Annotated in this window: 14 protein-coding genes and 4 tRNA genes; 9 read left to right on the forward strand and 9 right to left on the reverse strand. The window is 67.6% G+C overall.

What is annotated here, in order from left to right; genetic code table 11:
- Positions 1-152: 152 nt before the first annotated feature.
- Positions 153-225, reverse strand: a tRNA-Lys gene (locus BN1186_RS02060).
- Positions 226-267: 42 nt separating this feature from the next.
- Here BN1186_RS02060 and BN1186_RS02065 point away from each other — a divergent pair.
- The 5 genes from BN1186_RS02065 (at position 268) to BN1186_RS02085 (ending at position 3,090) form a co-directional block, all read left to right on the forward strand.
- The gene (locus BN1186_RS02065; RefSeq protein ID WP_040282107.1) at positions 268-897 is read left to right on the forward strand and encodes a hypothetical protein; all 630 of its coding nucleotides are present in this window, start codon (positions 268-270) and stop codon (positions 895-897) included.
- A gap of 347 nt (positions 898-1,244) precedes the next feature.
- Positions 1,245-2,639, forward strand: a complete 1,395-nt coding sequence (locus BN1186_RS02070; protein WP_040282109.1) for an SH3 domain-containing protein — start codon at positions 1,245-1,247, stop codon at positions 2,637-2,639.
- Between the two features lie 55 nt (positions 2,640-2,694).
- Positions 2,695-2,767 (forward strand) — tRNA-Glu (locus BN1186_RS02075).
- 144 nt (positions 2,768-2,911) lie between these two features.
- A tRNA-Asp gene (locus BN1186_RS02080) sits at positions 2,912-2,985 on the forward strand.
- Between the two features lie 28 nt (positions 2,986-3,013).
- A tRNA-Phe gene (locus BN1186_RS02085) sits at positions 3,014-3,090 on the forward strand.
- 57 nt (positions 3,091-3,147) lie between these two features.
- Here the strand turns inward: BN1186_RS02085 and BN1186_RS02090 are convergent.
- Positions 3,148-4,098, reverse strand: a complete 951-nt coding sequence (locus BN1186_RS02090) for an alpha/beta hydrolase (protein ID WP_040282111.1) — start codon at positions 4,096-4,098, stop codon at positions 3,148-3,150.
- A 12-nt stretch (positions 4,099-4,110) separates the two neighbouring features.
- Positions 4,111-4,335, reverse strand: coding sequence for a DUF3073 domain-containing protein (locus tag BN1186_RS02095; RefSeq protein ID WP_040282113.1), 225 nt, complete (start codon positions 4,333-4,335; stop codon positions 4,111-4,113).
- Positions 4,336-4,543: 208 nt separating this feature from the next.
- On the opposite strand from BN1186_RS02095, the gene BN1186_RS02100 reads away from it, so the two are divergent.
- Both BN1186_RS02100 and BN1186_RS16430 read left to right on the forward strand, forming a co-directional pair.
- On the forward strand, positions 4,544-6,748 hold the full coding sequence (locus BN1186_RS02100) for an NADP-dependent isocitrate dehydrogenase (RefSeq protein ID WP_040282115.1): 2,205 nt from the start codon (positions 4,544-4,546) through the stop codon (positions 6,746-6,748).
- Between the two features lie 12 nt (positions 6,749-6,760).
- A complete protein-coding gene (locus tag BN1186_RS16430; RefSeq protein ID WP_040282117.1) occupies positions 6,761-7,135 on the forward strand; it encodes an SDR family NAD(P)-dependent oxidoreductase in 375 nt (124 codons plus the stop codon).
- Positions 7,136-7,138: 3 nt separating this feature from the next.
- Here BN1186_RS16430 and BN1186_RS02110 read toward each other — a convergent pair whose 3' ends face one another.
- Complete coding sequence (locus BN1186_RS02110; RefSeq protein WP_246043212.1) at positions 7,139-7,687, reverse strand: type 1 glutamine amidotransferase domain-containing protein; 549 nt, start codon at positions 7,685-7,687, stop codon at positions 7,139-7,141.
- A 129-nt stretch (positions 7,688-7,816) separates the two neighbouring features.
- Between BN1186_RS02110 and BN1186_RS02115 the strand changes: the two genes are divergently transcribed.
- Together BN1186_RS02115 and BN1186_RS02120 are read left to right on the forward strand one after the other, a co-directional pair.
- Positions 7,817-8,014 carry a type II toxin-antitoxin system VapB family antitoxin gene (locus BN1186_RS02115; RefSeq protein WP_040282122.1) on the forward strand — a complete coding sequence of 66 codons (198 nt, stop codon included), beginning with the start codon at positions 7,817-7,819 and terminating at the stop codon, positions 8,012-8,014.
- Positions 8,011-8,400: a type II toxin-antitoxin system VapC family toxin gene (locus BN1186_RS02120; protein ID WP_040282125.1), complete on the forward strand. Its 390-nt coding sequence runs from the start codon at positions 8,011-8,013 to the stop codon at positions 8,398-8,400. The genes BN1186_RS02115 and BN1186_RS02120 overlap by 4 nt, the downstream gene beginning before the upstream one ends.
- Here the strand turns inward: BN1186_RS02120 and trpB are convergent.
- From trpB to purF, 5 genes are all read right to left on the reverse strand, one after another.
- Entirely contained in the window at positions 8,364-9,557 is a 1,194-nt protein-coding gene (gene trpB, locus BN1186_RS02125; protein WP_040282130.1) for a tryptophan synthase subunit beta, read from the reverse strand. The two genes, BN1186_RS02120 and trpB, sit on opposite strands and share 37 nt — an antisense overlap.
- Before the next feature lie 337 nt (positions 9,558-9,894).
- Entirely contained in the window at positions 9,895-10,083 is a 189-nt protein-coding gene (locus BN1186_RS02130) for a hypothetical protein (RefSeq protein WP_040282133.1), read from the reverse strand.
- A gap of 46 nt (positions 10,084-10,129) precedes the next feature.
- Positions 10,130-11,059, reverse strand: coding sequence for a hypothetical protein (locus BN1186_RS02135; protein WP_218975378.1), 930 nt, complete (start codon positions 11,057-11,059; stop codon positions 10,130-10,132).
- A 4-nt stretch (positions 11,060-11,063) separates the two neighbouring features.
- On the reverse strand, positions 11,064-12,110 hold the full coding sequence (purM, locus tag BN1186_RS02140) for a phosphoribosylformylglycinamidine cyclo-ligase (RefSeq protein WP_040282135.1): 1,047 nt from the start codon (positions 12,108-12,110) through the stop codon (positions 11,064-11,066).
- Positions 12,107-13,591 carry an amidophosphoribosyltransferase gene (purF, locus tag BN1186_RS02145; protein ID WP_040282137.1) on the reverse strand — a complete coding sequence of 495 codons (1,485 nt, stop codon included), beginning with the start codon at positions 13,589-13,591 and terminating at the stop codon, positions 12,107-12,109. Before purF ends, purM begins: the two co-directional genes overlap by 4 nt.
- Positions 13,592-13,647: the final 56 nt, after the last annotated feature.

Genomic DNA, 13,647 nt, shown 5'->3' on the forward strand with positions numbered 1-13,647 from the left:
CGCCACTGGCGATTACATCGCCATAACTCGATGTTATCGATATGATAGAGGCGTGGCAACTGGCCCGAATCGATCACCCGTGCCGGGCGTCGGGTGGGGCCGGCCATCACCTCAGCCTGTCGCTGCGTCCTCGTCGACGCCGACCCGTGCGGTGCCCCCAGCGGGGATCGAACCCGCGACCCATGGATTAAAAGTCCACTGCTCTGCCAGCTGAGCTATAGGGGCCTGGACAGGATAGCGCGACTTCGGCGTGGCACGCTTGGAGGCATGCCCCCGTGGTTCTGGTTCGTCATCGTCGTCGCCGTCGGCCTGCTCGTCCTGGCCGGCGCAGTGTTGCTGGACCGCCGCGCCGCCCGGCAGATCTCAGGGGCAGGTGAGCCTGCGCCCCGCCGGGACCACCCCGCCGTCGACTCCCACGTGCCCCGCTACATCACCCAGGACAAAATTGATGACCTTCCCGCCCCTGGCACGGGGCGTGAGCGCGACCTCCCCAAACAGGGCGAGGGCTTCGCGTTCGGGCACGCGCACCCGGATTTCGCGACCAACCCTGATGGCGCCTCCCGGGACAACCCGCGCGTCCTGGTGGTCGACGGCGAGGTCACCGCCATGCGGGAACTGTTGGCGCCGCTGCGATCGGCCACCGCGGAGACGCCCCTCGTCATCGTCGCCGACGGCTTCCACACCGATGTCCTCACGACGTTGGCGGCCAACAGGCGGGCGCTGGGGCTGGCCGTCGTCGCAGCCAAGGCCGACCAACGGGAACGCACACGGCTGGCCGAGCTCACCGGCGCCACCCAGCTGAGTGTGTTGGACCTCCAAGCCGGATACGTCCCTGAGCCCGCGCTGGGGAAAGCCACCCACTGGTCGAGCACCGGATCTCGTACCTGGGTCCACTGAACCTCAACCTCAAGGGGTCAACCTCAAGCTCGACTTGAGTTGAGCCGAACCTGAAAGACCTGAACGCCTCTCATAAAGAGCAGCCTGGTCTCGCCCGCCCGACGCAGCGCATGAAACCCCAAGCCAGAGCGGTTTTCACGGATGACATGGGCGGAACTACACCCCGGTACTTCCCTCACACTTTCCGGCGTGTCGCCTTGAAAGCTCTAAGGAAGCTCTCAAGTTCGGTTGTTCACGTTGCCACTTCCTCCTTAGTGTCCTCCGGAGTGGGGGATGTGTCGGGGCCACCCAACGGCCCGGGGAAGCGACACGTCCCCTCTTTTCTGGGAAGACGACGAGGGAGTCACGTGAAGAAGGCACTCAAGAGCCTGAAGCTCGGTGCGGCCACGGTCGGCATCGCCGTCCTGGCCCAAGGGCTGGGCGGAGTGGCGCTCGGCCCCTTGGCCGACGCCACAAACAGCGAGGTGACCGCGAAAACACGCGTCCACGTCCGAACCGGGCCCACCACGGCCAGCAAGAGCCTCGCCGTGCTCGACAGGGGCCAACGCCTCCCCGCGCATGCCTCGAAGGACGGCTGGACCCAGGTCACCTTCAACGGGCAGAAGGCCTACGTCGCCAGCGTGTACCTGCGCGGCAACAGCGTGCTCTCGGGCGCCCCGGCCTCCGAGGTGCGCAACGGCACCAGGCAGTCCACGAAGGGCACCGTCTACACCACTGCGGGGCTCAACCTGCGGACCGGCCCGTCACTGAACGACGGTGTCGGCCTGGTGGTCAAGCGCGGCACCCGGCTCGAGCTCACCGGCACCGTCAGCGGCGAGTTCGCCCAGGTGACCTACCAGGGCAAGACCTACTGGGCCGCCGCACGCTACCTCAGCGCAACGGCGGCCTCGGCCGTGTCGTCGCTGCCCATGGCTACCGGCAAGGCCCGCGCCACAGCAGCATTGATGGTGCGCCCCTCCCCCACCGCCACCTCCTCCAGCCTCGGCGACGCCCCGGCGGGAACCATCTTCGACGTCACCGGCGAGAAGAAGGACGGCCTCGCGCAGGTGATCTACAACGGTGCCGTGCGCTGGGTGACCGCCCAGTACCTCACGCCCGTCCCGCTCACGGCGGACGCGCCGTCGGCCCCCAGCACGCCGTCCACCTCCAAGCGCTACGCCACCACCGTGCTCAACATCTGGGCGGCCAGCACCGGCTCCCGCTACAACGGCGAGATCCCGCGGGGCGGCGAGCTGCAGGTCACCGGGATCGTCGAGAACGGCCGCGCGCAGATCGTGCACAACGGCGAACTGCGCTGGGTCACGGCACGCTATGTTTCAACCACGCCGCCCGCCTCCTCCTCCAGCGGCGCAAACCCGGGCAACGGCGGCGACATCAACAAGGGCTACTCGTCGGGCCTGGAAAAGACCAACGCCAACGTGCAGGCCATCGCCTGGGACGTGTGGGGCCGCTTCCCGCAGATCACCACGCAGTACGGCTGGCGACGCGACGTCACACCCGACCATCCGGCCGGCCGCGCCGTCGACGTGATGATCCCGCGGTACCGCTCCAACCAGGCGCTCGGCTGGGAGATCGCGAACTACTACCGCGCCAACGCGAGCAAGTTCAACATCAACTACATCATCTTCGGGCAGAATATCTGGTCCGTGCAGCGCAACTCTGAGGGCTGGCGCCCCATGGCCTCCCGCGGCAACGACACCGCCAACCACTACGACCACGTCCACATCAACACCTACGGCTGACGCCCGCGAGGCCGTTTGCCTCCCCGGGCGGAAGTCTCTACACTTCTACGAGCTAGTCCCCATCGTCTAGCGGCCTAGGACACCGCCCTTTCACGGCGGTAGCACGGGTTCGAATCCCGTTGGGGATGCGATGCCGTCCACACCTCGGCGGGGGCGACAAACCGGTAGCGACAACGGGTTTCACCCGATGTGACAACTGCGAGGAAGTCACGCTATAGTTACCGGGCTGGTTCACCCCAGCAAGGTCGGGAAACCGGCCAGGTCAAGAAATTGGCCCCGTAGCGCAGTTGGTTAGCGCGCCGCCCTGTCACGGCGGAGGTCGCGGGTTCGAGTCCCGTCGGGGTCGCTGGTATGGCGGCAACGCCCAGCCAAACGGCCAGGTAGCTCAGTTGGTACGAGCGTCCGCCTGAAAAGTGGAAGGTCGCCGGTTCGACCCCGGCCCTGGCCACCACGACACCTGCAACCCCCCGCCCAGCGCGGGGGTTTCTGCTTCTGCGCGAGAAGCCGCTCAGGGACGGGCGTAGCAGCGCAGGAAGCGCCCGAACTCGGCGAACGCGACGGCGCGGACGGCCTCGGATGAGAGCGTCAGGTCGTGCATCGCGTCGGGGACCCGCACGATCACCACGGTGTCGCCCAGCTTCGGCGCGCTGGCCGCGATGAGGTTGACGTCCAGCACGGTGTCGGCCAACTGGTGCTCCTCGCTCCACGTCCTGCTGAACAGCGACCGCTGCGAGATGGCCACCAGCACCGGGCAGTCGATCCGTAGCCCCTCGGCGACATCGGATTGGCCCTTGGCGATGGCGGCGAGCCACCCGAACCGCACCTTGAAGTCCGGGTCGCCCTTGAGGTTGAGGTTGAATTCCCATTCCCCGTCCTCGTCTGCGGAGATGGCGCGCCGGTAGAAGCCCGAGTCGTTGACGGGCACCACCGTGGTGGGAGCAACAGATCTGGCGGCGCTCAGGGCGGGCCGCAGCAGCGTGTTGCCGTGCGCCTCCAGCCAGGGCGCGTTGAGGACGACGGCGGAGAAGGTGCCGGGCCGCTCGTGGGCGTACAGGGCGCACGTGAGCCCGCCCGTCGAATGGCCCATCAGCACGATCTCGTCGTGCCCCTCCCCCTGCAGGATGTCGACGGCGGCGTCGAGCTCCACGAAATAGTCGTGCACCTCGCCGATGTAGCCGGCGAGCTGCCCGGCGCGCAGGGAGCGCCCGTACCGGCGCAGGTCGAGGGCGTAGAAGTCGTAGCCCAACCCGGCCATCGCGTCGGCCAGGTGCCGCTGGAAGAAGTAGTCGTTCCACCCGTGCACGTAGAGCACCGCACGCGTCGCCGTCGGCGCATTCCGGCGCACGACGGTGGCCGCCAGGGAACCTTCGGGCTCCTTGGCGTAGGTGGGTTCGTCACCCAGCTCGATCGGGCGCTGTTCGTATCCCGGCAGCTCGGTGTCGGGGACCCAGCCGGTCATGCGAGTGGACTGTCAGGAAGAGCGGCGGTAGTCGCCGAGGTCATCGTCCTCAGGAATCTCGTACTCCGCTGCCAACTCTGCGTAGGGGTCAGGTTCCTCGTTTTCCCGGTCGTCGAACTCGTCGACAACGTCGCCACGCAACTCACGCTCGAGGGAGGAGAAATCAGTCTCCACCAAACGATACTTGAGCTCACGTGCGACCTTGGTCTGCTTCGCCTTTGCACGGCCGCGCCCCATATCGGGTCGACCCCCTTGCTTTGCTCATCGCGTACTTGCCGCGGATCTGGTCACTAACTCGTGGGGTACAGGCTACCCAATGGACCCGATTAGTCCAAAGCACCACGCAGGTCGCTCACCTCCTGTTCGCAACCGACGAACAGGTACAACGTCATCGCGCGATCGCTAAGCTGAGGAGGCGCATCCCGACTCTAGGAGTTCTCAACCCATGGGCAAGATCATCTACACCCTCACCGACGAGGCCCCCCTGCTCGCCACGTTCTCGTTTCTCCCCATCATCAACGCCTTCGCGGGCCAGGCGGGAGTCGACATCGAGACGCGCGACATCTCGCTGGCCGGCCGCATCCTCGCCCAGTTCCCGGACCGCCTCACGGAGAAGGTCGACGATGCCCTCACCGAGCTGGGCGAACTGGCGAAGACGCCCGAAGCCAACATCATCAAGCTGCCCAACATCTCGGCCTCCGTGCCCCAGCTCAAGGCCGCCATCGCCGAGCTGCAGGGCCAGGGCTTCGACGTGCCGGACTACCCGGAGGACCCCCAGACCGACGAGGAGCGCGACGTCCGCGCCCGCTACGGCAAGGTCATGGGCTCGGCCGTCAACCCCGTGCTGCGCGAGGGCAACTCTGATCGCCGCGCCCCGGAATCGGTGAAGAACTACGCGAAGAAGAACCCGCACCGCATGGGCGCGTGGACAGACGACTCCAAGACCGCCGTCGCCACCATGGGCGCAGACGACTTCCGCCACAACGAACAGTCGGTTGTGCTTCCTGCCGACGACACCCTGACCATCCGCCACCGCGCCGCCGACGGCACCGAGACCGTCCTCAAGGACGACTTGAGGGTCCTCTCCGGTGAGGTCGTCGACGCCACCGTGATGCGCGCCGCCGCGCTCGACGCGTTCCTGGCCGAGCAGGTCGCCAAGGCCAAGGAGGCCGGCGTTCTGTTCTCCGTCCACCTCAAGGCCACCATGATGAAGGTCTCGGACCCGATCATCTTCGGCCACGTCATCAAGGCGTTCTTCCCGCAGGTCTTCGAGAAGTACGGTGCCGATCTGGCCGCCGCCGGCCTGTCCGCCAACGACGGCCTGGGCGCCATCTACGCGGGCCTCGACAAGCTGGCCAACGGCGCCGAGATCAAGGCCGCCTTCGAGGCCGGCATCGCAGAGGGCCCCCGCCTCGCCATGGTGAACTCCGATAAGGGCATCACCAACCTGCACGTGCCGTCGGACGTGATCGTCGACGCGTCGATGCCCGCCATGATCCGCACCTCCGGCCACATGTGGGGCCCGGACGGTGAGGAGGACGACACCCTCGCGGTGCTGCCTGATTCCTCGTACGCAGGGGTCTACCAGGCCGTGATCGAGGACTGCCAGGCCAACGGCGCCTACGATCCGTCCACCATGGGCACCGTCCCCAACGTGGGCCTGATGGCACAGAAGGCAGAGGAGTACGGCTCGCACGACAAGACCTTCGAGATCCAGGCCGACGGCGTCGTCGAGGTGGTCAACTCCGCCGGGGACGTCCTCATGAGCCATGACGTGGCCGCCGGCGACATCTGGCGCGCCTGCCAGACGAAGGACGCCCCCATCCAGGACTGGGTGAAGCTGGCCGTCACGCGCGCCCGCCTCACCGGCTGGCCGGCCGTCTTCTGGCTCGACACGGAGCGCGCGCACGACCGCAACCTCATCGAGAAGGTCAACACCTACCTCGCGGATCACGACACCGACGGGCTCACCGTCGAGATCATGAGCCCCGTCGAGGCCACGAAGTACACCATCGAGCGCATCCGCAGGGGCGAGAACACCATCTCGGTGACCGGCAACGTGCTGCGCGACTACCTGACGGACCTGTTCCCCATCCTCGAGCTGGGCACCTCCGCCAAGATGCTGTCGATCGTTCCACTGATGGCCGGCGGCGGCCTGTTCGAGACCGGCGCGGGCGGCTCCGCCCCCAAGCACGTGCAGCAGCTCGTCGAGGAGAACTACCTCCGCTGGGATTCGCTCGGCGAGTTCCTGGCGCTGGCCGCCTCGTTCGAGCACCTCGCACAGACGGAGGGCAACGACCGCGCCGCGGTGCTGGCCGCCACGCTGGACCGCGCCAACGGCGAGTTCCTCGATCAGGACAAGTCGCCCACGCGCCGCGTCGGAGGCATCGACAACCGCGGTTCGCACTACTGGCTGGCCCGCTACTGGGCCGACGAGCTGGCCGCGCAGACCGACGACGCCGCACTGGCTGAGACCTTCAAGCCGGTCGCGCAGGCGCTGGCGGACAGGGAGCAGCAGATCCTCGACGAGCTGATCGGTGTGCAGGGCAAGAAGGCCGACATCGGCGGCTACTACCGCCCGGATCAGGAGAAGACCTCCGCGGTGATGCGCCCCAGCGGCACGCTCAACGAGATCATCGACTCGCTCTGATCGCTGCAGCAGATGCAGCAACGCGCCCGTGACCTCCTGGCCGGAAGGCTGGTGGTGGTCACGGGCGCTTCTGCTGGCATCGGCAGGGCGTTCGTGGAATCCGTGGCCTCGCCCGGCACGCGCTTCGTGCTGGTGGCCCGACGGCGCCCTGAGCTGGAATCGCTCGCTGAGGCCGTGTGGGCACGGGGCGGGGAGGCGCCGGTGCAGGCCGTGGACCTCCGGGACCCTGGCCGTCAAGGAACTGCGCCGAGAACTGGGCTCCGCTGCCACGCCGAGAAGCATCAAGGTCGCCGGCCCCTGACGGGACCGGCGACCTCGCAAGAATTGGGGGGAGAATACTCGCAGATGCCCCTCTACAGGGGGCATGCGACCGTTTCCTCTCCTTGATTCTCAGGCGGTCTGGCCTTCGTGCTTGCCCTCGCCGATCTCCTCGACGAGCTTCTTGTTGAAGGCGGGCAGGTCGTCGGGCGTGCGGCTGGAGACCAGGCCCTGATCCACCACGACCTCTTCATCGACCCACTCGGCGCCGGCGTTGCGCAGGTCCGTCTGCAGGCTGGAGTACGAGGTGAGCTTGCGGCCCTTCAGCACGTCGGCCTCGGTGAGGATCCAGCCGCCGTGGCAGATCACGCCCACCGGCTTGTGCTCCGCGAAGAAGTCGCGGGTGAACTTCACCGAGGCTTCGTCCATGCGCAGGTGATCGGCGTTGACGACGCCGCCGGGCAGGACGAGCGCGTCGAAATCTGCTGCCTTGACGTCGGCGCTGGCCTTGTCAACCTTCTGGGTGTGACCATTCTTGCCCTCCACCTCGCCGCTCTCTGGGGCGACCAAGGTGAGCTCAGCGCCCTCCTGCTCGAGCGTCTCCCAGGGGCTGGTGAGTTCGGAATCCTCATAACCATCGGTCAGGAGGAAAGCGACCTTCTTGCCGGACAGCTTGGACATTGTCATCTCCTATTGTTGGGGTGCTTTCCAGGCTAGCCAGCGTCCAGTCGTCGTCCAACCCCCTTTAGTGTGGCTGATCCCCTGATGAGGAGCATTGATTCAGGCATCGCATGATGCGAATATTGATGCATGCGCACGACTGTCACCCTCGACGAGGAACTGTTGGAGAAGGCCAGCAAACTGACCGGCATCAGCGAACGCTCCGCCCTTCTGAGGGAAGGGCTCAACGCGCTGATCCGCGCCGAGAGCGCCCGCCGCCTGGCAGCACTGGGAGGAAGCGATCCTGACGCGGCAGCGCCCCACCGACGTCGGGATGAGCCTCGGTGATTCTCGCCGACACATCCATCTGGATCGATCACCTCCATCGCCCTGAGGAAGCGCTTCGGAAACACCTGGTGGCCGGAGCGATCAGGACCCACCCGCTCGTCATCCACGAACTGGCACTGGGGTCGATCCGCAACCGCGAGGCGTTCCTCGAATCAATCAACGAACTCCTACGCCTTCCCGCCCTGACGCACTCCGAGTTCCTCGAGTTCGTCAAGCGGCGGGCCTTGTGGGGGCGGGGCCTCAGCGCCGTTGACGTGCATCTTCTGGGCTCAGTCGCCATCACCGAAGGCACCAGCTTGTGGACCAGGGACAAGCGGCTACGGGCAGCCGCCGAGGAATTGGGTCTCGGCTACTTGCCGGACTCCTCGAGTCGCCCGGCGACGTAGTCGATGTCCTTGTCCCCACGGCCGGACAGGTTGACCACGATGACCTCGTCGCGGCTCATCGACCGGGCGATCCGCATCGCATGGGCCAGCGCATGGCAGGACTCCAGGGCAGGGATGATGCCCTCGGTGCGGCACAGGAGCTTGAACGCGTCGAGCGTCTCGTCGTCTGAGGCGTGCACATACTCGACGCGGCCGATGTCGCGCAGGTGCGCGTGCTGCGGCCCGATGCCGGGGTAGTCCAGGCCGGAGGCGATGGAGTGCACAGCGGACGGCTCGCCGTCCTCGTCCTGCAGCACCATCGTCTTCATGCCGTGCAGCATGCCGTGCGTGCCGTGCGTCATGGTGGCCGCGTGCTCGCCGATGGTGCTCAGGTCGCGGCCGGCGGGCTCCACGCCGAAGATCTTGACCGACTCGTCGTCGAGGAATGCGTTGAAGATGCCCATGGCGTTGGATCCACCACCCACACAGGCGACCACAGCGTCCGGCAGCTTGTTCTCCTTGGCGAGGATCTGTTCGCGGGTCTCGCGCCCGACGATGGACTGGAAGTCGCGCACGATGGTGGGGTACGGGTGCGGGCCGACGACGGAGCCGATCGCGAAGAAGGTGTCCTTGTAGTCGGCTGCGAACACGTCGAAGGCCGAGTCGACGGCATCCTTCAGACACGCGCCGCCACTTGTGACTGGCACGATGGTGGCCCCGAGAAGCTCCATCCGCACGACGTTGGGTCGCTGCTTCTCGATGTCGATGGCGCCCATGTGGATCTCGCACTCGAGCCCCAGCAGAGCCGCGGCGGTGGCGAGCGCGACGCCATGCTGGCCGGCACCGGTCTCGGCGAGCAACTTCTTCTTGCCCATCCGCTTCGCGAGGAGCCCCTCACCCAGGCAGTGGTTGATCTTGTGTGCGCCCGTGTGGTTGAGGTCTTCGCGCTTGAGATAGATGGTGGCGCCGCTGAGCTCCTGAGTCAGCCGCTCGGCCTTGAACAGCGGCGACGGCCGCCCCACGTAGTCGGTCAGGAGCGCGTCATACTCCGCCATGAACGACGGGTCAGCGATCGCTTCCTGGTATGCCTCAGCCACCTCCGCAAGGGGCGTCTCGAGCTGGGGCGGCACGAACCGTCCGCCGTACTGACCGAAGAATCCATCTGCTGCGTTGCTCACGGTGCTGAGCCTACTGACCCGGCCCCCGCCCGCCCGCACGGCCCCTGCCCATCGTCATTGGCCACTGAGCATCGTGCCCGCGCTGGTTGAGCCCGCGAGTTCTACGAGCGGTGTCGAAACCTCTGAAGCCTCCCCAGCACCTTCACCACGGCGGTTGTGCTCCGTCTAGGCTGGGGGAAGAAGGACGCGAGTGTTACCCGAACGCATGGAAGGCGACCTCGGGCTGCCACGTCCCGGCGTGGCCTCGAAACTCGCGGCCTGGCGGCTGGCCTGGAGCGAGATCTCCCGCGGCCACGTGCTGATCCGCTCCCTCGAACAGGTCCACGGCGAGCCCGGCTCACCGGAACTGGCCAAGGATCTCAGCGCGTTGCGGGAAGAGGTGGTGGCCGAGCGCCGACGCCTCGGTCGCCGTCGAAGTGGAGCGCCAGCCGGCAGCCTGCAGTCGCTGCAGCAGGAGATCGACGCCTGCAACCACCACTTCGAGCAGATGTCGAAGGAGTTGGGCCAACGGTTGGCGGAGGAACACCGCTGCTGGGCGAGCACCTGTACGGCGCGGACCAGCCTGGCGCCACTCAGGCGAGGGCGACGCCGAGCCCGAGGGCCGCCGCGTTGGCGGCCACCTCGGCGGCCACGACGATGTCGCTGGCCGCGTTGCCCAGGTTCTGGCAGAGCAAACGGCCGATCGGGCGCCCTTCTGCCAGACGACGACCCACCCAGTCGGTCGCCAGCGGGTAATCCTCCCCCAGCTTCGCGGGGGCGACGGCGGCGAACTGGTCCACATCGTCGGACCAGACGATGCACGTCGACGCCAGGCCGGCGCCCACCGAGCTGGCGTAATCCAGCGGCAGCAGCACCACGTCGTCGCGCAGCGGCTCGCCGTCGAGCTCTGAACCGTGAAGCCCGATGGGCAGCCCCGTGATGATGGCCCCAGCGCGGGCGAGGGCGCCACGCGACTGCGACACCGCAATCTCCAGCCCAACTCCCGCAGCAAAGCCCCGGACGTCCTCGAGCGCTTCGGCCCGGCGACCCACGACGGTCACGTCGCGGTACCCCAACACGGCGAGCACCCGCAGGTGCGAGCGGGCCTGCGTGCCGGTGCCCACGAAGACGACCGGCTCATCGACCGGCACGAACGCCCGCAGGGAGGCACCGGTCACCGCAGCGGTGCGCAGCGCGGTCAGCGCCCCGGCAGCCATCAGACACACGGGCGCGCCCGTCTCAGCATCACTGACGATCATCAGGCCGTTGGCCGTCGGCAGCCCCAACGAGGCGTTCTCGGGCACCAGGGTGATCCACTTGCAGCCCAACAACCCCGGCGCAGACACAGGCATGGCGTTGGCGAACGCGTTGTCCCCGAACGTCACCGTGGGTTTGGGCGGCACCTGCGCCTCGCCGTCGGCACGCATCCGCAGCGCCTGCTCCGCAAGCTCGACGGCGCGCTCGGGCGACGGCAGCGCGGCCTCGACGGCGGCGTCGCTGAGGTAGCGCAATTCCCCGGTCACCGGGTCAGACCAGGACGGCGGCGCCGGGACCCTCGACGGCCTGCACCTCTCCCAGCACCCAGGACTCCACGCCGCGACCCTTCAGCAGCGCCAGCGCCGCGTCGACCTCGCTCTGCGGCAGCATGGCCACCATGCCCACACCCATGTTCAGAGTGGCGTCGATGTCCGGCTGCGACACCTCGCCCACCTCCTGCACCAGCTGGAAGATGGCCGGCGGGGTCCAGCTGGAGCGCTGCAGCACGGCGGTGTGGTCACCGGGCATCACGCGGGCCAGGTTGTTGGCCAACCCGCCGCCGGTGACGTGGCTCATGGCATGCACCTCAACCTCGCGGATGAGTTCCAGCACGTCGAGGGCGTAGATCTTCGTGGGCTCCAGCAGTTCCTCGCCGAGGGTGCGACCCAACTCGTCGACGTGGCGGTCCAGCGACCACCCCGCCTGCTCCAGCAGCACATGCCGCACCAGGGAGTAGCCGTTGGAGTGCAGGCCGGAGGCGGCCATCGCGATGACCGCGTCGCCCGCGCGAACGCGCTGAGCGCCCAGGATCTTCGACTTCTCGACGACACCGGTGGTGGCGCCCGCGATGTCGTACTCGTCGGGTCTCAACAGCCCGGGGTGTTCGGCCGTCTCGCCGCCCAGCAACGAGCAGCCGGCCGCCACGCACGCCTCCGCGATGCCCTTCACGATGGCCGCGATCCGCTCGGGCACCACCTTGCCGCACGCGATGTAATCCGTCACGAACAGCGGCTCGGCGCCGGCGACGACCAGGTCGTCGACGAGCATGCCGATCAGGTCGAAACCGATCGTGTCGTGCTTGTCCATGGCCTGCGCGATGGCGACCTTGGTGCCCACGCCGTCGGTGGAGGTGGCCAGCACGGGGTGTTCGTAGTGCTTGAAGGCGGAGGCGTCGAAGAAACCGGCGAACCCGCCGAGCCCGCCGAGCACCTCGTTGCGCCGGGTCTGGGCGACGTGGGCCTTCATCAGTTCGACGGCGCGGTCGCCCGCCTCGATGTCGACGCCGGCTGCTGCGTAGGCGCTCTTCTGCTCGGTCACGTGATCTTCTCCAGTTTCAGCAGTTCGGCCTGGGCCGGTGGGATGGCGATGGGGTAGTTGCCGTCGAAGCAGGCGCGGCACAGGTTCCCGGCCGGCACCTGCGTGGCCTCGGTGAGCCCCTCCAGCGAGACGAAGCCCAGCGAATCCGCCCCGATGGAGCGGCAGATCTGGTCGACGGTCAGCCCGGGCGCGATGAGCTCGGCGCGGGTGGAGAAGTCGATGCCGTAGAAGCATGGCCACTCCACCGGCGGCGACGAGATGCGCACGTGCACCTCCGCGGCGCCCGCCTCGCGCAGCATCCGCACCAGCGCGCGCTGCGTGTTGCCGCGCACGATGGAATCGTCGACGACGACGAGCCGCTTGCCGCCGATCTCCTCCCGCAGCGGGTTGAGCTTCAACCGGATGCCGAGCTGTCTGATCGTCTGGCTGGGCTCGATGAACGTGCGGCCCACGTAGTTGTTCTTGACGAGGCCCTGGCCGTAGGGGATGCCGGAGGCGCGGGCGAAACCCACGGCCGACGGGATGCCGGACTGCGGGACGGGGATGACCATGTCCGCCTCGGCCGGGCACTCCTCGGCCAGCTTCTCCCCCACCCGGATCCGCACGGCGTTGACGCTCGACCCGGCGATCGTCGTGTCGGGGCGCGCCACGTAGACGTATTCGAAGATGCAGCCCTTCGGCTTGGCTTCGGCGAACCGGCGGGACCGGATGCCGCCCTCGTCGATGGTCAGCAGTTCGCCGGGTTCCACCTCGCGGATGAAGCTGGCGCCCACCAGGTCCAGCGCGGCGGTCTCGGAGGCCACCACCCAGCCGTTCGACAGGCGCCCCAGCACCAGCGGCCGCACCCCCTGCGGGTCACGCGCGGCGAACAGCGTGGTCTCGGTCATGAAGGTGAGGCAGAAGGCGCCCTTGATCCGCGGCAGCACCGTCATCGCGATGTCCTCGATGCCCTGCCCCGGGAAGGCGGCAATCAGCGCGGTGATCAGCGTGGTGTCGTTGGTCGAATCCATCGCCTTCTGCTTGGAGACGTGCTGCTCCGACGGCGCGAGCTCGGCCAGCCACTCCTCCAGCTCATGCGTGTTGGTGATGTTGCCGTTGTGTGCGAGCGCCAACCCCTTGCCCTGCACGGAGCGGAAGGTGGGCTGCGCGTTCTGCCACACGCTGGCCCCCGTCGTCGCGTAGCGGGTGTGCCCGATGGCGAGGCGGCCCTGCAGCGACCTCAGCGTCGCCTGGTCGAAGATCTGGCTCACCAGACCCATGTCCTTGAACACCATGATGCGCTCGAGGTTGGACACCGCCATCCCCGCGGACTCCTGCCCGCGGTGCTGGAGGGCGAACAGGCCGTAGTAGGTCAGTTGCGCAACATCCTCTTCCGGGGCGAACACCCCGAAGACGCCGCATTCTTCCTTCGGGCCCTCGAAAGCCCCGGAATGATCATTGCCCAGCACGGGGCGAACTCTACCCCTACTCTTAGGCCGCATGACGACGTGGCCGGGCTGGGCACTTCGCCAGGCCCGATTCCGAGACCGCGGCCACG

The sequence above is a fragment of the Tessaracoccus massiliensis genome (genome assembly GCF_000826065.2).
Taxonomy (GTDB): domain Bacteria; phylum Actinomycetota; class Actinomycetes; order Propionibacteriales; family Propionibacteriaceae; genus Arachnia; species Arachnia massiliensis_A.

Bases quoted from the DNA above. Each gene is read 5' to 3' on its own strand.
- BN1186_RS02065 (WP_040282107.1), top strand. From the start codon at position 268: ATGCCCCCGTGGTTCTGGTTCGTCATCGTCGTCGCCGTCGGCCTGCTC.
- BN1186_RS02090 (WP_040282111.1), bottom strand. From the start codon at position 4,098: ATGACCGGCTGGGTCCCCGACACCGAGCTGCCGGGATACGAACAGCGC.
- BN1186_RS02095 (WP_040282113.1), bottom strand. From the start codon at position 4,335: ATGGGGCGCGGCCGTGCAAAGGCGAAGCAGACCAAGGTCGCACGTGAG.
- BN1186_RS02100 (WP_040282115.1), top strand. From the start codon at position 4,544: ATGGGCAAGATCATCTACACCCTCACCGACGAGGCCCCCCTGCTCGCC.
- BN1186_RS16430 (WP_040282117.1), top strand. From the start codon at position 6,761: ATGCAGCAACGCGCCCGTGACCTCCTGGCCGGAAGGCTGGTGGTGGTC.
- BN1186_RS02110 (WP_246043212.1), bottom strand. From the start codon at position 7,687: ATGTCCAAGCTGTCCGGCAAGAAGGTCGCTTTCCTCCTGACCGATGGT.
- BN1186_RS02115 (WP_040282122.1), top strand. From the start codon at position 7,817: ATGCGCACGACTGTCACCCTCGACGAGGAACTGTTGGAGAAGGCCAGC.
- purF (WP_040282137.1), bottom strand. From the start codon at position 13,591: ATGCGGCCTAAGAGTAGGGGTAGAGTTCGCCCCGTGCTGGGCAATGAT.